General features: G+C 62.3%; 22 protein-coding genes. 13 read left to right on the forward strand and 9 right to left on the reverse strand.

What is annotated here, in order from left to right:
- The 4 genes from C7A17_RS01140 to C7A17_RS01155 form a co-directional block, all read right to left on the reverse strand.
- Nucleotides 1-1,383: an ATP-binding protein gene (locus C7A17_RS01140; protein WP_106736279.1), complete on the reverse strand. Its 1,383-nt coding sequence runs from the start codon at nucleotides 1,381-1,383 to the stop codon at nucleotides 1-3.
- Nucleotides 1,380-2,057: a response regulator transcription factor gene (locus C7A17_RS01145; protein ID WP_106736280.1), complete on the reverse strand. Its 678-nt coding sequence runs from the start codon at nucleotides 2,055-2,057 to the stop codon at nucleotides 1,380-1,382. Before C7A17_RS01145 ends, C7A17_RS01140 begins: the two co-directional genes overlap by 4 nt.
- A 269-nt stretch (nucleotides 2,058-2,326) precedes the next feature.
- A complete protein-coding gene (locus tag C7A17_RS01150) occupies nucleotides 2,327-2,932 on the reverse strand; it encodes an outer membrane beta-barrel protein (protein WP_106736281.1) in 606 nt (201 codons plus the stop codon).
- 111 nt (nucleotides 2,933-3,043) lie between these two features.
- Nucleotides 3,044-4,216, reverse strand: a complete 1,173-nt coding sequence (locus tag C7A17_RS01155; protein ID WP_106736282.1) for an MFS transporter — start codon at nucleotides 4,214-4,216, stop codon at nucleotides 3,044-3,046.
- A gap of 179 nt (nucleotides 4,217-4,395) precedes the next feature.
- Here C7A17_RS01155 and C7A17_RS01160 point away from each other — a divergent pair, with 179 nt between their 5' ends.
- Genes C7A17_RS01160 through C7A17_RS01180 form a run of 5 tightly spaced genes read left to right on the forward strand, consistent with a single transcriptional unit; the run spans nucleotide 4,396 to nucleotide 8,461 of the window.
- Nucleotides 4,396-4,563 (forward strand): periplasmic nitrate reductase, NapE protein, encoded by a 168-nt coding sequence (locus C7A17_RS01160; protein ID WP_106736283.1) that lies wholly within the window; start codon nucleotides 4,396-4,398, stop codon nucleotides 4,561-4,563.
- 30 nt (nucleotides 4,564-4,593) lie between these two features.
- Nucleotides 4,594-4,857, forward strand: a complete 264-nt coding sequence (locus C7A17_RS01165) for a chaperone NapD (RefSeq protein WP_106736284.1) — start codon at nucleotides 4,594-4,596, stop codon at nucleotides 4,855-4,857.
- Nucleotides 4,854-7,358: a nitrate reductase catalytic subunit NapA gene (napA, locus tag C7A17_RS01170; protein WP_106736285.1), complete on the forward strand. Its 2,505-nt coding sequence runs from the start codon at nucleotides 4,854-4,856 to the stop codon at nucleotides 7,356-7,358. The genes C7A17_RS01165 and napA overlap by 4 nt, the downstream gene beginning before the upstream one ends.
- An 11-nt stretch (nucleotides 7,359-7,369) precedes the next feature.
- Entirely contained in the window at nucleotides 7,370-7,855 is a 486-nt protein-coding gene (locus C7A17_RS01175; protein WP_106736286.1) for a nitrate reductase cytochrome c-type subunit, read from the forward strand.
- A 9-nt stretch (nucleotides 7,856-7,864) separates the two neighbouring features.
- Nucleotides 7,865-8,461, forward strand: a complete 597-nt coding sequence (locus tag C7A17_RS01180; RefSeq protein ID WP_106736287.1) for a cytochrome c3 family protein — start codon at nucleotides 7,865-7,867, stop codon at nucleotides 8,459-8,461.
- Between the two features lie 86 nt (nucleotides 8,462-8,547).
- Here the strand turns inward: C7A17_RS01180 and C7A17_RS01185 are convergent, their stop codons facing one another.
- Nucleotides 8,548-9,024, reverse strand: coding sequence for a TlpA disulfide reductase family protein (locus C7A17_RS01185; RefSeq protein ID WP_234035866.1), 477 nt, complete (start codon nucleotides 9,022-9,024; stop codon nucleotides 8,548-8,550).
- Between the two features lie 30 nt (nucleotides 9,025-9,054).
- Between C7A17_RS01185 and C7A17_RS01190 the strand changes: the two genes are divergently transcribed.
- Nucleotides 9,055-10,461 (forward strand): pilus assembly protein PilZ, encoded by a 1,407-nt coding sequence (locus C7A17_RS01190; protein ID WP_106736288.1) that lies wholly within the window; start codon nucleotides 9,055-9,057, stop codon nucleotides 10,459-10,461.
- Between the two features lie 148 nt (nucleotides 10,462-10,609).
- A complete protein-coding gene (locus tag C7A17_RS01195) occupies nucleotides 10,610-11,002 on the forward strand; it encodes a hypothetical protein (RefSeq protein WP_106736289.1) in 393 nt (130 codons plus the stop codon).
- 483 nt (nucleotides 11,003-11,485) lie between these two features.
- Here the strand turns inward: C7A17_RS01195 and C7A17_RS01205 are convergent, their stop codons facing one another.
- Nucleotides 11,486-12,703: a YihY family inner membrane protein gene (locus C7A17_RS01205; protein ID WP_106736291.1), complete on the reverse strand. Its 1,218-nt coding sequence runs from the start codon at nucleotides 12,701-12,703 to the stop codon at nucleotides 11,486-11,488.
- Nucleotides 12,704-12,973: 270 nt separating this feature from the next.
- Between C7A17_RS01205 and arsC the strand changes: the two genes are divergently transcribed.
- From arsC to C7A17_RS01230, 4 genes are read left to right on the forward strand one after another with little or no spacing between them, the layout of a single operon-like run.
- Complete coding sequence (gene arsC, locus C7A17_RS01215; RefSeq protein ID WP_106742666.1) at nucleotides 12,974-13,327, forward strand: arsenate reductase (glutaredoxin); 354 nt, start codon at nucleotides 12,974-12,976, stop codon at nucleotides 13,325-13,327.
- The gene (gene wrbA, locus C7A17_RS01220; RefSeq protein WP_106736292.1) at nucleotides 13,324-13,920 is read left to right on the forward strand and encodes an NAD(P)H:quinone oxidoreductase; all 597 of its coding nucleotides are present in this window, start codon (nucleotides 13,324-13,326) and stop codon (nucleotides 13,918-13,920) included. The genes arsC and wrbA overlap by 4 nt, the downstream gene beginning before the upstream one ends.
- Nucleotides 13,921-13,922: 2 nt before the next feature.
- A complete protein-coding gene (locus C7A17_RS01225; RefSeq protein ID WP_106736293.1) occupies nucleotides 13,923-14,333 on the forward strand; it encodes a DUF2069 domain-containing protein in 411 nt (136 codons plus the stop codon).
- On the forward strand, nucleotides 14,333-15,025 hold the full coding sequence (locus C7A17_RS01230; RefSeq protein ID WP_106736294.1) for an alpha/beta fold hydrolase: 693 nt from the start codon (nucleotides 14,333-14,335) through the stop codon (nucleotides 15,023-15,025). The genes C7A17_RS01225 and C7A17_RS01230 overlap by 1 nt, the downstream gene beginning before the upstream one ends.
- A gap of 27 nt (nucleotides 15,026-15,052) precedes the next feature.
- Here the strand turns inward: C7A17_RS01230 and hda are convergent, their stop codons facing one another.
- From hda to C7A17_RS01245, 3 genes are all read right to left on the reverse strand, one after another.
- A complete protein-coding gene (gene hda / locus C7A17_RS01235) occupies nucleotides 15,053-15,757 on the reverse strand; it encodes a DnaA regulatory inactivator Hda (protein WP_106736295.1) in 705 nt (234 codons plus the stop codon).
- Nucleotides 15,754-16,845 (reverse strand): AI-2E family transporter, encoded by a 1,092-nt coding sequence (locus C7A17_RS01240; RefSeq protein WP_106736296.1) that lies wholly within the window; start codon nucleotides 16,843-16,845, stop codon nucleotides 15,754-15,756. The genes hda and C7A17_RS01240 overlap by 4 nt, the downstream gene beginning before the upstream one ends.
- 73 nt (nucleotides 16,846-16,918) lie before the next feature.
- Nucleotides 16,919-17,959 (reverse strand): DUF2066 domain-containing protein, encoded by a 1,041-nt coding sequence (locus tag C7A17_RS01245; protein ID WP_106736297.1) that lies wholly within the window; start codon nucleotides 17,957-17,959, stop codon nucleotides 16,919-16,921.
- A gap of 245 nt (nucleotides 17,960-18,204) precedes the next feature.
- Between C7A17_RS01245 and purM the strand changes: the two genes are divergently transcribed.
- A complete protein-coding gene (gene purM / locus C7A17_RS01250; RefSeq protein ID WP_106736298.1) occupies nucleotides 18,205-19,263 on the forward strand; it encodes a phosphoribosylformylglycinamidine cyclo-ligase in 1,059 nt (352 codons plus the stop codon).
- On the forward strand, nucleotides 19,263-19,907 hold the full coding sequence (gene purN, locus C7A17_RS01255; protein WP_106736299.1) for a phosphoribosylglycinamide formyltransferase: 645 nt from the start codon (nucleotides 19,263-19,265) through the stop codon (nucleotides 19,905-19,907). The genes purM and purN overlap by 1 nt, the downstream gene beginning before the upstream one ends.

Consider the following 19,907-nt stretch of genomic DNA (forward strand, 5'->3'; position numbering starts at 1 on the left):
TCAATCGTACAAACGCACCCGGAAACACGCCCCGCCCAACTCCGACTCTTCCAGGCTCAGCTCACCGTCGTAGCTCTCGACGATGTCCTCGACCACCGCCAGGCCGATACCCTGCCCCGGATTCTGCGCATCCAGGCGTTCGCCGCGCTGCAGCACGCGCGCACGTTGATCCGGCGGCACACCAGGCCCATCGTCCTCGATGGTGATCAGGCAGCCACCGGCCAGCGGCTCCAGGCGAATGTGCACACGATGCAGACATAGCCGGTAGGCGTTCTCCAGCAGGTTACCGAGCAGTTCCATCAGCGCGCCGCGCTCCATGGTGATCTGGCTATGCTCGGGTACATCCAGCGTCGCTTCCACGCGCTTGTCGCGGTAGACCTTGTCCAGCGAGCGACACAGGCCATCGAGCAGCGGCCACACCCGTTCACGGTGGCGCACCAGGCCGCTACGACGCAGGCTGGCACGCTGCAGCTGATAGCCGACCTGCTGGCTCATGCGCTCGATCTGCGCCTGCATCAGCTGCGCCTGCTCCCGGTTCTCCGGTTGCACCGCCAGGGTTTCCCCCATGCCCTGCAGCACGCTGAGCGGCGTCTTCAGGCTATGGGCGAGGTCCTCCAGAGAATCGCGATAACGCTCGCGCTGACGACGTTCACTGTCGAGCAGGCGGTTCAACGAATTGGTCAGGCGCAGCAGCTCGCGCGGGTGATCATCACTGAGGCGCTGGCGGGTTCCCGCCTCCACACCATCGAGCTCGTCGCTGAGCCCTCGCAGGCTGCGAAACCCCCAGGTCAGTCCGAACCAGAGCAGGCCGAGCAGAACCAGCAGCGCGATCCCCAGCCACAGGCGCAATTGCCAGGCAAAACCGTCGAACAGCGTCTGGTATTCGCGGGTCGGCTGCATGGTGACGATGCTCAAGGCCGTCTTGTCGCCGCGCACCAGATCGACCTCGATGTCGTAGACGAAATACTCCTGGCCATTCTCGTCACGGATGCGCACGAACTCGTGGCCGCGGCCATCGTAGCGCGGCAGGTAGCGCACCAACTCATCGATGGAGGAGCGCGAGCGCCAGATCAGCTTGCCCTCGCGATCGAAGATAAAACCCAGCAAGTGCGAGTCGAGGTTGTCGAATTCCTCGTCCGGCATCTTGTCCGGCATATGCAGCTGGCCATCATGAATGCGCGCGGCCGAAATCAGGGCAGCAGCATCGGAGGCCAGGCGCTTTTCCACCGTCTGCTCCAGGGCCATGAGAAACACGCCCTGCAGCACCGGCATCAGCAACAACATGAACAGCATCGCCAGCGCTGCGCTGGCCAGCATCAGGCGTAGACGCAGCGAACCGAGGCGAATCCGCAGCTTGCGCAGAACGGCGCGCGCTCGCCTCACTTGCAGCGCTCGTTGAATATGTAGCCCTGGCCACGCACGGTTTCGATCGGCTTGTCGTTCAGTACGGTCTCCAGTTTGCGCCGCAGGCGGCCGACCAGCACCTCGATGACATTGGGGTCACGCTCATCATCACCCGGATAGAGCTGCTCCATCAGCCGCTCCTTGGCCACCACCTGCTGGTGATGGAGCATGAGGTATTCGAGAATTCGGTATTCGTATGCAGTGAGCTGCAGCGACTGCTCATCGACGGTCGCCTGTTTGCGATTGAGATCGAGCACCAGATTGCCGGCCTCGATGGTCGACTTGGTGAACCCGGAAGATCGCCGCAACAAGGCATTCAGGCGCGCCTCCAGTTCCTCGAACTGGAACGGCTTGACCACGTAATCGTCAGCACCGCAGGAAAGCCCTTCGACCTTGTCCTGCCAGTTGCCCCGCGCGGTGAGAATCAGGATCGGGAAGTTCTTGTCCTGGCTACGCAGCTCACGGATCAGATCGATGCCGCTCATGCCCGGCAGACCGAGGTCGACCAGAGCCAGGTCATGATTGAACGACTCGGCCCGATACAGCGCCTCTTCGGCGGTTCGCACAGCGTCCACCACATGCCCGTTCTCACTGAGGCGAGTGAACAGATGGTGACGCAGCAGCGCCTCATCCTCCACCACCAACAATTTCATGACACTCCCCCTTCTCTCAGTTGTACGAAGGCCGAGCAAATCAGTCGGCGTGAAAACTACTGCGCTCGGCCATGCTGCGTTAAAAACCGGCTCAGAGTGCTCATTTACAACTCGTAAACTGCGCCCTCTTCGCCGGTTTTGACTCGCTGGCGCTTACCCTTCGGGCCAACCTTGGGTTGTTACTCCCGCTGGTCGTTGCGCCTTGCCTGACCTTCGCTCACTACGTTTTCACACGGACTGATGCCCGGCCAGGTGAAACGAAGCCTCCGTCAGAAGGCGAAGTTGGCACCAAGGTAGAGCTGCGAGGTGCTGTGCAGATCCAGCGACCCGGCCTTGCCCTCGCCATGCGGCGCCATTTCTGTGCTGGCATTGGTACGCAGATAACGATAGCCGGCTTCGATCGACGTGTTGCTGTTCAGTTCCTGCAGGATACCGGCCTGCAGGCCTGCCGCGTAGCCAACGTTGCTGTCACGCGAGAAACCACGGCTGTTCTGTTCCAGCTTGACCAGGCCCGCAGTCACACCACCGAACAGCTTGGTGTTGTTGTCACCGAGCGGTACGAACATGTCATAGCTGCCAAGCAGGTTCTGCTGGCGCAGCTTGTAGCCATTATTACTGTCGGAAACGTGCTCGTAGGTCGCGTAATAACGCCCATCAGCAGTCTTCTGGCCCGCACGCACGCCCCAGGTACCGGTGCCATTGATTACCTTGTCCAGCTTGGGATTGCCCAGGTTGGCATTCAGCGCATTGGACTTCTGGATGTTGTTGTCGGTCTGGCCCCAGGTCAGGCCGACGAAGTTGTCATTGGCCTGAGCAGCAGTAGCGCCGAGGGCCAGGCAGGTAGCGAATGCAATACGGTTCAGGGTGGCTTTCATCGAATCGTTCCTCTCGTTTCGGTTGTGATCAACTCGACAACGAGTCTGCAGGAAGAGTACTGAATCGCCGCTGAACCCTCCTTGAACCTGCACTGAACGAGCGGCAAACAGCTACAAACGCCGCACCAAAGCCGCAGCGAGCATGAACAATGACGCCAGGACGGCGAGCAATGCCCACCAACCGACATGCTCCCAGACATACCCACCGACATAGCCAACCAGGCTGGAACCCAGGTAATAAGCGCACAGATAAAGCGCCGAAGCCTGTGCCTTGGCCCCCTGCGCGTGAGCCCCGACCTGACCGCTGGCGACCGCATGCGCGGCGAAGAAACCCAGAGTGAACAGTGCCAGCCCGACCACCGCCGAACTCAACCAAGGAGTGGCACAAAGCGCCACCCCCAGCAACATCAGGCCTATGCCGCCATGCAGAACCTGCCGCGCGCCGAAGCGCGGTACCAGGCGCCCGGCCCAACCCGCACTGAAGATGCCCAGCAGGTAAACGGTGAACAGCAGACCGATCACCGTGGCCGAGAGATTGAAAGGCTCGGCGGCCAGGCGAAACCCCACATAGTTGAACAAGGCAACGAAGCCGCCCATCAACAGGAAAGCCAGGGCGAACAACACCCGCAAATGCGGGTTACCCAAGTGCAGAACGAAATTGCGCAGTAACCCGCGCAGCGACAGCGGTTGAGCAGTGAAATGGCGTGACGGCGGCAACAGCCAGAGAAACAGCCCAAGCGCCAGCAGACCGAGTCCGGCGATCCCTCCCAAGGCCCATGGCCATCCGCCAAGATCGCTGAGCAGGCCCGCCAGCAGACGACCGAGCAAGCCGCCCAGCGCCGTGCCGCCGATATACAGCCCCATGGCTGCCGGCAACGCTTCGGGATCGAACTCCTCGCCCACGTAGGCCATGGCCAATGCCGGTAGCCCACTCAACGCCAGCCCGAGCAGCGCCCGCAGAATCAGCAAACTGCCCCACTCCTCCACCAATGCGCAGGCGATACCCAGCATCGCCGCCAGCCCCAGCGCCGCCGCCATCACCGGCTTGCGCCCCCAACTCTCCGCCAGCGCGCCGGATACCAGCAGGCACAGCGCCAGGCTCAGGGTCGTCAAAGATAGCGCCAGGCTGCTACTGGCCGCGGAAACGCGAAAATGCGCCGCCAGCAGCGGCAGCAGTGGCTGCACGCAATAGAGCATGGCAAAGGTAGCGAAACCGGCGCAGAACAGCGCCAGAGTGGCACGCCGATAGGCGGCACTGCCGCGGGTGAGATGGGAAGCGGACATCAGGAACGGAACTCACGGGACATGGTGCAGGTAACGGCACAAATATTAGCACGCTATCGATCTGTCGATCTCGCGCCACACCATCATTGAAGTAACCCAACCCTGACCCAGCTCAACACGCTTTGCCCTTAATAAAACTAAGGTCTAGCCTGAACGTTGAATGAAACGGAGCCAAGCGCATGGACAACACGCCTGAACGCCGCGCGTCGAAAGGCAAGGAAACCCGCCTGTTCGTTTTCCTCGTCGTCTGCCTCTTTCCCCTTCTCTCGATCGCCCTGGTGGGTGGCTACGGATTTTTCATCTGGTTCATGCAGATGCTTTTGGGTCCCCCCGGCCCGCCCCACTGACGCCCACATAAAACAATGGAGCCACGCAAGATGGCCGAAGAAACCGTGCATATAGCCAGCCTGCTGATCCACATCCGCCCTGAACTGCTCGACGCAGTCAAAACCAATCTGCGCCAGCTCGATGGCCTGGAACTTCACCAGGAGAGCCCTCAAGGCAAGCTGGTGGTGGTCCTGGAAACCCAGCATGAGCGCCACATCCTCGAAAGAATCGATCAGATCAACAGCCTGCCGGGCGTTCTCAACACTGCGTTGGTCTACCACGAACTCCTCACCCTAGAGGGAGAATCAGAGTGAAGCTTTCCCGCCGTGACTTTGCCAAAGCCAACGCCGCTGCCATCGCCGCAGCCGCCGCCGGTTTGCCCTTCATCAGTGCCGCCAGCAACCTGATCACCGAAGCGGACATGACCCGCCTGGACTGGAACAAGGCGCCCTGCCGTTTCTGCGGTACCGGCTGCAGCGTGATGGTGGCGACCCGCGACAACCGCGTGGTGGCGACCCACGGCGACGTCAAGGCAGAGGTCAATCGCGGCCTGAACTGCGTCAAGGGCTACTTCCTGTCGAAGATCATGTATGGCGTCGACCGCCTCAACCAACCCCTGTTGCGCATGAAGAACGGCGTGTACGACAAGCAGGGCGAGTTCCAGCCGGTGAGTTGGGAACAGGCCTTCGACATCATGGAGCAGAAGACCAAGGAGGCATTGCGTGAGCACGGCCCCGAGGCTGTCGGCATGTTCGGCTCCGGCCAGTGGACAGTGTGGGAAGGCTACGCCGCCAACAAACTGATGAAGGCCGGTTTTCGCTCCAACAACATCGACCCCAATGCACGCCACTGCATGGCCTCTGCCGTGATGGGATTCATGCGCACTTTCGGCATGGACGAGCCGATGGGTTGCTACGACGACATCGAAGCCGCCGACGCTTTCGTGCTGTGGGGCTCGAACATGGCCGAGATGCATCCGATTCTCTGGAGCCGGGTCACCGACCGCCGCCTCAGCCAGCCGAATACCAAGGTCGCGGTGCTGTCCACCTTCGAGCACCGCAGCTTCGATCTGGCCGACATTCCCATGGTGTTCAAACCGCAGACCGATCTGCTGATCCTCAACTACATCGCCAACCACATCATTGAAACCGGCGCGGTGAACAAGGCATTCGTCAGCAAGCACACCAAGTTCGCCAAGGGCACCGACGACATCGGTTACGGCCTGCGCGCCGACAACCCGCTGGAAATGCAGGCCAAGAACGCCAGCAAGGCCAATACCTGGAGCGACATGTCGTTCGAGGACTTCGCGGCCTTCGTCAAACCCTACACCCTGGAGCGCACCGCCAAGGAAAGCGGCGTGCCAGCCGAGCGCCTCAAGTCGCTGGCCGAGTTGTACGCCGACCCGAAACGCAAGGTGGTGTCGTTCTGGACCATGGGTTTCAACCAGCACACCCGCGGTGTGTGGGCCAACAACCTGATCTACAACATCCATTTGCTGACTGGCAAGATCAGCGAGCCGGGCAACAGCCCTTTCTCGCTGACCGGCCAACCATCGGCCTGCGGCACCGCGCGCGAAGTCGGCACCTTCTCCCATCGTCTGCCAGCCGACATGGTGGTGACCAACCCAAAACACCGGGCCACTGCCGAGAAAATCTGGAAACTGCCGGCCGGCACCATTCAGGAAAAACCCGGTTTCCATGCCGTGGAGCAGAGCCGCAAGCTCAAGGACGGCGTGCTCAAGGTCTACTGGACCCAGGTCAGCAACAACATGCAGGCTGGCCCCAACATCATGCAGGAGGTTCTGCCGGGCTGGCGCAACCCGGGAGCATTCGTCATCGTCTCCGACGTTTACCCGACGGTTTCCGCCCAGGCTGCCGACCTGATCCTGCCCAGCGCCATGTGGGTGGAAAAGGAAGGTGCCTACGGCAACGCCGAGCGCCGCACGCAGTTCTGGCACCAACTGGTGCATGCCCCAGGCGAGGCCAAGTCCGACCTGTGGCAACTGGTGGAATTCTCCAAGCGCTTCACCACCGATGAAGTCTGGCCTGCCGAACTGCTGGCCAAGTCGCCCCAGCACAAGGGCAAGACGCTCTATCAGGTGCTGTTCACCAACGGCCAGGTCGACCAGTTTCCCGTCGAGCAGATCGAGGCCGGCTACTCCAACGACGAAGCAAAGGCCTTCGGCTTTTATCTGCAGAAAGGCCTGTTCGAGGAATACGCCCAGTTCGGCCGTGGCCATGCCCACGATCTGGCTCCCTTCGACAGCTACCACTCTGCCCGCGGTCTGCGCTGGCCGGTAGTGGATGGACAGGAGACGCGCTGGCGCTATCGCGAAGGCCTCGATCCTTACGTGGAAAAAGGCAGCGGCGTACAGTTCTACGGTTACCCGGACAAACGTGCGCTGATCTTCGCCTTGCCCTACGAACCGGCAGCCGAAGCACCTGACGACGATTATCCCTTCTGGCTCAGCACCGGCCGAGTGCTGGAGCACTGGCACACCGGCAGCATGACCCAACGCGTCGAGGAGTTGCACCGTGCAGTGCCCGACGCACTGGTGTACATGCATCCGGAAGATGCCAAGGCACTCAAGGCCCGGCGCGGCAGCGAGGTCAAGGTGATCAGCCGGCGCGGCGAAATGCGTGCACGCATCGAGACCCGCGGCCGTAACAAGCCACCGCGCGGCCTGGTTTTCGTGCCGTTCTTCGATGCCAACAAACTGATCAACAAGGTCACGCTGGACGCCACCGACCCGATCTCCAAACAGACCGACTACAAGAAATGTGCGGTGAAGATCGAACTGATCAGCCTGGCCTGAGGAGCACTGTCATGAGCCTGCGTTTTCTGCCCCTGCTGCTCGTCTGTGCCTTCGGTATGGCCGTTGCCAGCGAATTGAACTACCCCCTCGATGCCCCTGCGCCAGATGGTCGTCGCCCCGGCGGCACCATCACTCAGGAATTCCCGGCCCCCGTGCTCGGTAATGAAGAGAACAAGGACATCAAGCGCGAACGCAATTACCCGGAACAGCCGCCGACCATCCCGCACAGCATTCGCGGCTATCAGGTCGACGCCAACGGCAACAAGTGCCTGAGCTGCCACAGCCGTGCCGGCAGCGCACGCAGCCAGGCGCCGATGATCAGCATCACGCACTACATGGATCGTGACGGCCAGGCGCTGGCCGCGGTATCTCCACGGCGCTACTTCTGCACCCAGTGCCACGTGACCCAGCAGGAGGTGAAGCCGCTGATAGGCAATGATTTTCGCAACATCGATCACCTGCTCGAAGACGAAGCCGCCGGCGCGGCGAAGCCCTGAGGTGGCCCCATGAAGTCACTACTGACCCTGCTCAAGGATTACTGGGGCATCCTGCGTCGACCGAGCGTGCATTACAGCCTGGGCTTTCTCAGCCTGGGCGGATTCATCGCCGGGATCATCTTCTGGGGCGGCTTCAATACCGCACTGGAAGCGACCAACACCGAGCAATTTTGTATTTCCTGCCACGAAATGCGCGACAACGTGTTCGTCGAGTTGCAGGACACCATCCACTACAGCAATCGTTCCGGGGTACGCGCCACCTGCCCTGACTGTCATGTACCGCATCAGTGGACGGACAAGATCGCGCGCAAGATGCAGGCCTCGAAGGAGGTCTGGGGCAAGATCTTCGGCACCATCAACACACGCGAGAAATTCCTCGAGAAACGCCGCGAGCTGGCCGAGCATGAATGGGCTCGGCTCAAGGCCAACGACTCGCTGGAATGCCGCAACTGCCACAACTTCGACTACATGGACTTCACCAAGCAGAGCCAGCGAGCCCGGCAGATGCACTCCAGCGCACTGGCCAGTGGCGAAGCCACTTGCATCGACTGCCACAAGGGCATCGCCCACCACCTGCCCAACATGAGCGGGGTGCCGGGCTGGTAAGCATCAGCGACGCTTAGAGATTGCGGGGCCACCCAAGTAGTACGTACCGAGCAGGCCGTGGTGCGCACGGCGCCCCCTACACACCTCTATTCGCCGCGCAGGCGCTGCAAGTGGGCGAGCACGCCAGTGGCGGTCTGCTCGCCGACCAGGCGTTCACGCATACGGCCCTTGTCATCGACGATGTAGGTCACCGGCAGCACGTCGTTGTGCGGCAGCCCGAAACGCGCCGCAGGGTCTTGCGCGAGAACAGTGAAACGGATCTTGAAGCTATCCGCAGCCCGCTTGAGATCCTCGCCCTGCAATGCGTCGAAGTTCACCCCGATCACCCGAGCCGAGTGTTTCTGCAGCTCTTCTTCCAGGGCGTTTAGCTCGGGAATTTCAGTACGACAAGGCGCGCACCACTCAGCCCAATAATTAATGACTAGCCACTGGCCATCCAGGCTGTCAGCCGTTACCTTTCGTCCATGCTGATCAGGGCCGAAATCCTCGGCACATGCCGCCAGCAATAAGGCGGCGCAGATACCCAAGACAGCCTTGCCGACAATCCGGAGCCGTAAGCCCATGTATTCGATCCTCGTCCACTCGGGGTTGATATGACGCTGGATGCCCTGCGCCTGGAAGTACCGGACATCCGCGAGGACAGCAGTGTATCGCCGGCGGAAATCGTCGAACGGCTAGCCAGCGCACGCCATCTGGAGCTCGACAACGGCCTGCAGCAAGTACTCGGCCTGTTGTTCACGCTCAATCGCAGTGGCCTGACCTTACTGGAAAGACAGCGAGCGCTGCAAAACTTCAGTGACGAGTATCGCCACTACGCCGCGCTGGTGAATCACACCCATGTCCCCTGCACCTTGTTCGTGCGCCTGTGCGGCGAACTGGCGATCGGCTTCAAGCGGCTGCTGCTGCAGATTCTCCAGGGCCGCCAGCCGTCGCTTCCGCACCTGGCCTGGTGCCTGTACATGGCCCAGCATTTTCTCGCGCAGCAGTTGCTGCGTCATTACCAGCTGTATCAGGAGCCTCCGGCAACTCTTTGGCGCGACAGCCATCTGCTTTACTGGATCGGCGAACACCAGCAATGCCTGGACGAACCCGTCGCAGCGGCCTTCCAACCGAAGCCGGCAAGCACGCTGCGAGGCCTCTACCAGCAGATGCTGCTCCTGGCCCTGAGCAACCCCTTCCATCTCGCCGAAGGCGAATGCATGACCCTGTTCAGCGCCCTTGCGCCACTCGCCGACCTGGCACGATTGCAGGCCTGGGATGAAGAAGACGACAGCGCAGGCCCCGTGGTCGATCTCAGCGAATCCCAGGCCTGCCTGACGTTAGATCAGAACATCAAAGGCGAACCGGCCAATCTGCGGCGCTTCGAGCTCGGCGCCCTGCTGATCGCCCTGCATGAGCCCGCTCCCCTCCAGAGCCCGCAGGAGCGCCAGCTCCTCGAACGCGTACGTCAGCACTGGCTGGGCCGCCAGCAACGTCGCCACGAGCGCGCCGAATTCGCGGGACAGTGCGACCTTGTCGTCGGCCTGTCGGCGATTCACGCGCAGTTGCTGGACAAACTGCCGCAACGTACCGAAGCCCAGATTCTCGACGCCAGCCCCGGCGGCGCAAGGCTGCTGTGCAATACCAACGAAGGAAGTCTGCTGCAAGTCGGACAATTGGTACTGCTGTTGACCAATAGCACGCCGACGCTCGCCCTGGTGTGCTGGCGTCATCTCGGCAGCGAGGGTCTGCACCTGGGCCTGCGCTATCTCAAGGGCCTGCCACGCCCGGTCTGGCTGCGGCGCGCGCCAAACGCGCAAACCCATCCGGGCGTACTGCAAAGCACCCCGGCGCCGGGCAATGGCTGGCACCATGGCCTGTGGCTACCCAAAGGCCAGTTCAGCAACGGCGAGAATCTCTGGCTGCAACTGGTCAGCGTGCACAACCAGGCGATTCTGCCGCTGCCCGAGAGCAATCTGGAGACGCCCTCGGTCACTCGTCACCCGCTACGCCTGGCCTGATATCCGCAGTGCGCTAGGGCAGACGAGCTTCGACTGGGCGAAACTGCGACCCCAGTCACGCCCGCTGTCTGCCGAGCGCACAGTTTCGCTGGCTGGGGGCTGCTTATAATTCCTGGCACTGAAGTCTCACCCAGCCCGGAACTCCACCATGTCCCAAGCGCAAGACAAGCTGATCGGCTCCGTGCCTTCGCGCATCGTCGACGCCGCTCGCCTGTTGGTCACTCCCTACGAAGGACGCGTAGCCGAATACAATGTAGCCGCCTGGTTACAGCTGCCGGGGCTGGCCAATCTGCCGGTATCGCTACTGGTCAGTTATCGCGACGGCGACAAGCGCCGCGAAGTCAATGTCGACCACGGCAAGGTCAACGCACACGGCAAGATCCTGCTCTCGGGCATCGCCCGCATGCCCGTACGGCAGAAGATCGAAGACATGCAGGTACGACTGCGCTCGGCAGTCCCGGCGCAAAGTCTGGTAGTCGAGGAATTCTTCGTTCAGGCCGTCGAGCTGGCCAACAGCGAGAATCGCCAGGCAATGGCCTGAAGCGGACGCGGAAAATCGAACCCCCGAGCAGTGTCGCGTTTTCTGGTTTCAGCCCGAGGAGACGCCTGGGCAAGGCGAAGGCGGCTGAGTCGTCTCATCGGCAGGTTGCGGCACGTTCTCGGGAGCGACATGGTCGAGCAACGATTCCGGCCAGCGCGCGAATCGCAAACCGGTGATGCGGTTGAGCCGCGCCAGCGCTTCCTGCGGGTCTCGCCGATGAAGGTGAATCACTCGTTTATCGCCCGTCATTACTGCTTCATTCCTTAGCGATCCCTGCCCTGCTGGCAGTTCGATAGCAATCGTTCCTGTCATTGCCAGAAGCGTGCCAGTCCATATGTAGCGAATTCTCTGACGCCAGGTTGCCGACCAAGGCCACCTCGCAGAATGTCAGCGCCGTAAAATGACGTTTTTTGTCACTCCGATTACCAATCAGCTCTATCAGAGCACATCCGGCATTCGAGACCTGGCTTGACGATCACGCACTCATCGCTTGCCCGGCAGCCATTCGGCAAGGCTGGCCCCGAACTGCTCCTCTCTCTCGACCTGCAAACGCTCAAGCGCCTCGCGCAATGCCGGGTACCAGGGCTCGTCGAGTTGCGCCGGCAACTGCGACAGACTCGGCAGCGGCCATGGGCTGCACTCGAGCAGTTGGTGCAGGGAGAAATTGTGCAGGTCCCGGCACAACACCCAGCCCCCGCCACTGGCTTTGCAGGCCAGGTGTTCGCGCTCAAGGAAGTCCAGCACCTGACTCCATTCATCCTCAGGCAAACGCCAGCCAGCACGTTGCATGTCGCCATAGTGCAGCGCCTCGCCCTTCTGTTGGCGCTTCAGCAACAGGCGCAGCATAACCAGCAGAATCAAGGCCTTGGGGATGGGCTCACGGCGCCAGTGGCGGGGCTGCGACAGGCCATACACCATTTCGGCGCCAAGCAAGACGATCAGCCAGGACAAATAGATCCACACCAGGAACAACGGCACCGTGGCGAAGGCGCCATAGATCAGGTGATAGCCGGGAAAGAGGCGCACATAAAGGCCGAACAACGCCTTGGCGACCTCGAACAGGATGGCGCTGAACAACCCGCCAAGTAGCGCATGCGGCAAAGGCACACGGGTGTTGGGCACCGCCGCGTACAGCAAGGTGAACGCCGCAATGCTGGACAACAGCGGTGCGAAAGAGAGCAGCGTCTTGGCGCCGACTACCGCATCAGGCCCGGAGATCAGCGACAGCGAAGCGATGTAGGTACTCACCGCGAACCCCGCACCGAGCAGCAGCGGCCCGAGGCTGAGAATCGCCCAGTAAAGCAGGAAGCTGGACATGCCGCGGCGTGGCTGACGCACCCGCCAGATCACGTTGAAGGTCTTCTCGATGGTCACCAGCATGAGGAACGCGGTAACGGCCAGCAGCCCCACGCCAAACCAGGTCAGCTGTCGTGCCTGGGTGGTGAACTCGCGCAGATACTCCTGCACCGTCTCGCCAGTGGACGGCACGAAATTGTGGAAGATGAATCCCTGGATGTCCTCGCCCACACCTTTGAATGCCGGGATCGCCGAGAGCATGGCGAAGGTAACGGTCATCATCGGCACTACAGCGAACAGCGTGGTGTAGGTCAGCGCCGCCGCGTTGCCGGCGCCACGGTTCTCCACGAAACGCTGATACAGGCTAAACCAGAACCCCATCCAGTCCTTCAAACGCCCCCGCATGACCTCTCCTTAGCCCCAAAAACGTTCAGACAATGCACCGCGTGAAAAGGTCGCACTAGGGCGCCTCTAAAAACGTAGGCGAGGCCGTCAGCACAAGGCAAAAACAAGCGAAAAAGCGGAGTTTACGAGCTGTAAATGAGCATTTTGAGCTTATTTTTAACGCAGTGATGACAACGCAGGTAGTTTTTAGAGGTACCCATTAGCCGCTTGCGTGCATCTATGGATCAGGCGGTTAGAATAGCCGCCACTTCAAGCCGGATGCGAGCCACCATGACCGACCTGACCCTCTATCACAACCCGCGCTGCTCCAAATCCCGCGGGGCCCTGGAACTGCTCGAAGCCCGTGGGCTGCAGCCAGCTGTCGTGCGCTATCTGGAGACGCCCCCCAGCACCGCCGAGCTCAAGAGCCTGTTGGGTAAGCTGGGCATTGCCGCCCGCGACCTGCTGCGTACGGGTGAAGACGAGTACAAGGAACTGGGCCTGGGCGACGCCAGCTTGAGCGAGGCGCAACTGATCGAGGCCATGGTCAAGCATCCCAAGCTGATCGAACGCCCGATTCTGATCGCCGGCGACAAGGCCGTGATTGGTCGCCCGCCGGAAAAAGTGCTGGAGCTGCTGGCATGAGCACACCCTATATTCTGGTGCTCTACTACAGTCGCCACGGCGCTACCGCGCAGATGGCCAGACAGATTGCCCGTGGCGTCGAGATGGCCGGCCTGGAGGCACGCCTGCGCACGGTGCCTGCGGTGTCCAGCGAATGCGAGGCCGTCGCGTCGAGCGTGCCGGATGACGGCGCCATGTACGCCACCCTGGATGACCTGAAGAACTGCTCAGGCCTCGCGCTGGGCAGCCCGACCCGTTTCGGCAACATGGCTGCGCCGCTGAAATACTTCCTCGATGGCACCAGCAACCTGTGGCTGACCGGTGAACTGGTGGGCAAGCCCGCTGGCGTGTTCACCTCCACCGCCAGCCTGCACGGTGGCCAGGAAACCACCCTGCTGTCGATGATGCTGCCCCTGCTGCACCACGGCATGCTGCTCTGCGGCCTGCCCTACAGCGAATCGGCACTGCTCGAAACCCGCGGCGGCGGTACCCCCTACGGCCCCAGCCACCATGCTGGCGGCGACGGGAAACGCGCACTGGACGAACATGAAACCGCCCTGTGCCGCGCACTCGGCCAACGCCTGGCGAAAATCGCCGGCAAACTGGAGCACTGATCGTGGCCCGAGCGAAAAAACCATTGCCCAGCCTCGAATGGCTGCAACCGCGACTGAAGCTCAGCCGCGCTCTGAGCCTGTTCAGCTTCATCGCCTTGCTGAGCCTGGTGCTGGTGTGGAACCTGGTCTTCGCCGACCTGCATGGCGCGCGCATCTCGGTGGTATTGGCCATCCAACTGCTGCCGCTGGTTCTGCTCGCCCCAGGTTTGTTGATGGGCAACGCGCGCGCTCATGCCTGGGCCTGCTTCGTGGTCAACATCTACTTCATCCAGGGCGTACTCGCCGCCATCGACCCGGCGCGCGCGCTGTTCGGCGTGCTGGAAGCGGTGATCAGCTTCGGCCTGTTCTGCAGCGCGCTGCTCTACACCCGCTGGCGTTTCCAGTACGACCGCAAGTTGGCTGGGGAAGTCTGATGCGCCTGGTGCTGCTGCCGGGCCTGAACGGCAGCAGCCACCTCTTCACGCCATTGCTCGACGAGCTTCAGGACATCGACTATCAGGCGCTCCCACTGCCGGAGCAGGGGCCGCAGGATTACGACAGCCTGGCCGACAGGCTGATCCATGAGCTGGGCCACATGCCCTTCATGCTGCTGGGTGAATCTTTCTCCGGGCCGCTGGCCTACCGCCTGGCATTGCTAAACCCAGAAGGCTTGCGCGGCCTTATCTTCGCTGCCTCATTCCTGACCAGCCCTTTCGCGCCTCTGGCCTTGCTCAGGCACTTGCCCATACCTCTGGCACTGGCGACACGCCCCTGGATACTTCGCACCCTGTGTCTCGGCCACCAGGCCAGCGACGCAGAGCTCAGGCTTGTGCAAGGGGAAATCCGCCGGCTGGATCAGTCACTGGTGCGCGCTCGCCTTGCCAGCCTGGCAACACTGCACGCACCGCAGCAACCCCTCGCCTTGCCGGCGCTGCACCTGTGGCCACAGCAGGATCGACTGGTCACGACCAAGACCGCCAAGCGCCTGGCCGATTACTGCGACGATCTACGCCAAGTGCGCCTGGGAGGCCCGCACTTCGTTCTGCAGACGCAACCACGAGCCTGCGCGGCGGCGATTCGCCGCTTCATGGCGGAACACGAGCCGGGGAAAGCGCGACAGGGCTAGGGCCACCTCAGCGCCCGCCCCTCACCTCTACCAGCCCAGGGTTTCCTTGAGGAAAGGAATGGTCAGCTTGCGCTGGGCCTGCAACGAAGCCTGGTCGAGGCGCTCGAGCAACTCGAACAGCGCGCTCATGCTGCGCTCACCACGGGTAAGGATGAAACGCCCGACGTCATCGCTCATCTGCAGGCCACGGCGCGAGGCGCGTAACTGCAAGGCGCGCAGTTTGTCCTCGTCGGACAGTTCGTGCAGTTGGAAAACCAGGGCCAGGGTCAAGCGCGACTTGAGGTCAGGCAACTGGATCGGCAGCTCACGCGGCGACATGGTGCCGGCCAGCAGCAGGCGCCGGCCGCTGTCACGCAGGCGATTGAACAGGTGAAACAGCCCTTCTTCCCAGTCACTGCGTCCAGCCACTGCATCGAGGTCATCGAGGCAGACCAGCTCACAGAGCTCCAGGTTATCGAGCAACTCCGGGCCGTGCTGCACCACCTCGCCGAGCGGCAGATACACCACTGCCTCACCACGCTGCTCGAAACGCAAGCAGGCTGCCTGCAGCAAGTGGCTACGCCCTACGCCTTCGGCGCCCCATAGATAGATCAGGCTTTCCGTCCAGCCGGCATCGGCCTCGCACAAGCGCTCGACGTAGCCCAGAGCCGCGGCATTGGCGCCGGGGTAGTAGTTGGCGAAGGTGGCGTCATCACGCAGACGCACCCCCAGAGGCAGCTGGATTGGTTTCATGCAGGACTCGGCGGCTCGTCGGAACCGCTGTTGGACTCTCCGTAAAGGCCGGAAAGTTTATATAAATCATGAGCATGACGCAGCAAAACCATGATCACGGCAGCAACCGGCAATGCCAGCAGCACACCAGTGAAGCCAAACAACTGGCCGCCCGCGAGGATCGCGAAGATCACCGCGACCGGGTGCAGGCCGATGCGATCCCCCACCAGCATGGGCGTCAGCACCATGCCTTCGAGCAGTTGGCCGATCATGAACACTACGCCGATACCGATCAGCGGATACGGGTCGAGGCCGAACTGGAACAGCGCGGCAGTCAGCGCCGCCCCGATACCGACGATGAAGCCCATATAAGGCACGATGCTCGCCAGGCCAGCCAGCACGCCGATCAGCAGTCCCAGCTCCAGGCCCACCAGCATCAACCCAGTGGCGTAGATGATGCTGAGCGCCAGCATCACCAGCAATTGGCCACGCAGGAAGGCGCCGAGCACTTCGTGGCATTCGCCGGCCAGTTTGACGATCAACCCCTCGCGCTGACGCGGCAGCAAACGGCGCACGCGCTCGACCAGCACGTCCCAGTCGCGCATCAGGTAAAAGCTCACCACCGGAATCAGCAGCAGATTGCCCAACCAGGCGAGCAACGCCAGCCCCGAAGACGTGGCCTGGGACAGCACGGCCTTGAGCACGTCGGTAGTCTTGCCGATGTTGTCGGTAAAGACCTGTTTGAGCTGATCGACCTGCAGCAGATCATCCTGCAAACCCAGATGCGATTGCGACCAGGGCAAAGCCGTGCCCTGCAGCCAATCGAGCATTTCCGGCGCCAGCTGATACAGGCGCACCAACTGCCGCCCCAGCATGGGCACCAGTACCAGCAGCAGAATCAGCAACACCAGGGCGAACAGGGTGAATACCACGATCACGCCGCCGGTGCGCGACAGGCGATGGCGCTCCAGGCGGTCGACCAGGGGATCGCCGAGATAGGCCAGCAGAATGCCGATCAGGAAGGGGGACAGAATTGGATGCAACAAGTACAACAGCCAGCCGAGCAGAAACAGCCCAGCCATCCATAGCCAACGGGTGGAATCGGTCATGCTCGCGTCCTCGATGCGAAACGGCGCCAGGAAGGCGCCGCGTAACGGGGCTGTGATTGGCCCTGCAGAAATTCTACCAGCGGAAGCGCATCTCATCGCTGCGCGGCTTCACCTGTGGAGCCTGTTCACCGGCATTCGCTGGATTTTCTACCGGCTCGCTGGCGTCGAGCGGTTCGGTGACTTCCTGCAACTGCCCCAGCGCCAATTGCGCGCGCAGTTGCTCCGGACTGGCACTGACCTGATAGACCAGACGCTGGCCGTCGATCTCCTGCAAACGTGCAGCAAACGGCTCGAGCAGGCGCTCCAGAGCGGCGAAGCGACCCAGATCAGCGCCTTCGATCACCAACGTCAGGCTCTGCGCTGCGCCGGGCTTGACCAAAAATCGCGGAGCCAGACGCTCAGCCACCGCCAGCATCACCGCATCGGCCAGCGCCGCCTGATCGGCCGCCTCAGCCTTGCCCTGCTCACGTTCGTCACCCAGCCACAAACGCCAGGTCGCCTGCCAGCTGCCGCCGCTCTCGGTCGCCTGCACTGCCAGCAAGGCATCGGCGCCGTAACGTTCGGAAGCCTCTCGCAGCGCTTGCGGGTCATTGGCCATCAATGCATCGCCCGTGGCTACCAGTTGCTCGCTCAGATCGGCCAACGGCAGACGCAAGGGCAAACCGCGATGCTGAGCGGCGTCACGCAGCCCCGCCGCTGCGCTCTGGCTTTCGCCGATCAGTTGGCTGCCTTCGGGAGATTCATTGAGCCACCAGGTAAGGATGGCCGGACGATTGGCGCCCCAGAGGGCCAGACCGGCCTGGCGCAACTGACGATCGGTACTGGCTGGATCGAATTCGACGACCAGCGCATCGCCTTCGAAACCATACTGACTGACGATCTGCTGCGGATCCTTGCGCAGCCCCTCCAGCCCGGCACTCTGCAAGGCCTTGGCATCCCCGGTGAGACGTTGCACCAGCGTCTGCAAGGCCTTCTGCATGGCGGCATCACGGCTTTCCGGCTGCTGATCTGCAACGGCCTCACGCACCTGATACAAACCAGCGACCGGCGCAGCCAGGGCCGGCAGGCTCAGCAGCGACAGACAGAAGAACATCAGGCGGACAGACAGGCGCATGGCGGGCTCTCGCAAAGGGATAGTGGCACGGCAGCCGTGCGCAAAGGCCTATACCTTAAACAGCCGCTCAAGCCCCGGCAACCAGAGCCAGTGCCTGCGACGAAGCGCACGCGTGCGAGTGGCCGCTACCGGGCAAGCCTGATAAAATCGCGCGCCTTCGCCAGCCGGTACGCGCGCCGGGCTCCTTGGATGAGCCTGCGCCACGTCGGCGCCTACACGAACTCCCCATTCAAAGGCCCGGATCTATGAGCAAGCAACCCTCCATCAGCTACAAGGACGCAGGCGTCGACATCGATGCCGGTGAGGCCCTGGTCGAGCGCATCAAAGGCGTCGCCAAGCGCACTGCCCGTCCGGAAGTCATGGGTGGCCTGGGTGGCTTCGGCGCCCTGTGCGAGATCCCCGCCGGCTACAAACAGCCGGTTCTGGTGTCCGGCACCGACGGCGTCGGCACCAAGCTGCGCCTGGCGCTGAACCTGAACAAGCACGACAGCATCGGCCAGGATCTGGTCGCCATGTGCGTCAACGACCTGGTGGTCTGCGGTGCCGAGCCGCTGTTCTTCCTCGACTACTACGCCACTGGCAAGCTCAACGTCGACGTGGCCGCCACCGTGGTCACCGGCATCGGTGCCGGCTGTGAACTGGCAGGCTGCTCCCTGGTCGGCGGTGAAACTGCCGAGATGCCGGGCATGTACGAAGGCGAAGACTACGACCTGGCCGGTTTCTGCGTCGGCGTAGTGGAAAAGGCCGAGATCATCGACGGCTCCAAGGTCGTCACCGGCGACACCCTGATCGCCCTGCCCTCCTCCGGCCCACACTCCAACGGCTACTCGCTGATCCGCAAGATCATCGAAGTCTCCGGCGCCGACATCGAGCAAGTACAACTGGACGGCAAGGCTCTGGCTGACCTGCTGATGGCGCCGACCCGCATCTACGTCAAGCCGCTGCTCAAACTGATCAAGGACACTGGCGCGGTCAAGGCCATGGCCCACATCACTGGCGGCGGTCTGCTGGACAACATCCCGCGCGTACTGCCCAAAGGCGCCCAGGCCGTCATCGACGTGGCCAGCTGGACGCGCCCAGCCGTATTCGACTGGCTGCAGCAACAAGGCAACGTCGACGAGCACGAGATGCACCGCGTGCTGAACTGCGGCGTCGGCATGGTCATCTGCGTGGCTCAGGATCAGGTCGAAACCGCCCTCTCCAGCCTGCGTGCCAGCGGCGAAGCGCCATGGGTCATCGGCCAGATCACCGAAGCGGCAGAAGGCGCGGCCCAGGTTCAGCTGAACAACCTGAAAGCCCACTGATGCCCTGCAATGTCGTCGTCCTGATCTCCGGATCAGGCAGTAATCTGCAGGCGCTGATCGACAGCATCGCCCACGACGGCAACCCGGCCCGCATCGCTGCGGTGGTCTGCAACCGCGCCGATGCCTTCGGCCTGGAGCGTGCGAAACAGGCCGGCATCGCCACCGAACTGCTTGATCACAAGCAGTTCGGTGGCAGAGAGGCATTCGACGCAGCCCTGATCCAGGCAATCGACGCCCACCAGCCGGATCTGGTGCTGCTCGCCGGCTTCATGCGCATCCTCACGCCTGGCTTCGTCCAGCACTACAACGGCCGCCTGCTGAATATCCATCCCTCGCTGCTACCCAAGCACAAAGGTTTGCATACTCATCAGCGGGCTCTTGAGGCCGGCGACGCCGAGCACGGCTGCAGCGTGCACTTCGTCACCGAGGAACTCGATGGTGGCCCTCTGGTCGTACAAGCTGTGCTGCCGGTGAAGGCAGACGACACAGCCGAAAGCCTGGCTCGCCGCGTACACCAGCAGGAACACCGTATCTATCCGCTGGCCGTACGCTGGTTTGCCGAAGGCCGCTTGCGTCTTGGCGCTCAAGGCGCAATGCTGGATGGTAAGCCGCTGCCCGCCAGCGGCCACCCGATTCGAACCTAG

The organism is Pseudomonas mendocina (assembly GCF_003008615.1).
Taxonomy (GTDB): Bacteria; Pseudomonadota; Gammaproteobacteria; order Pseudomonadales; family Pseudomonadaceae; genus Aquipseudomonas; species Aquipseudomonas mendocina_C.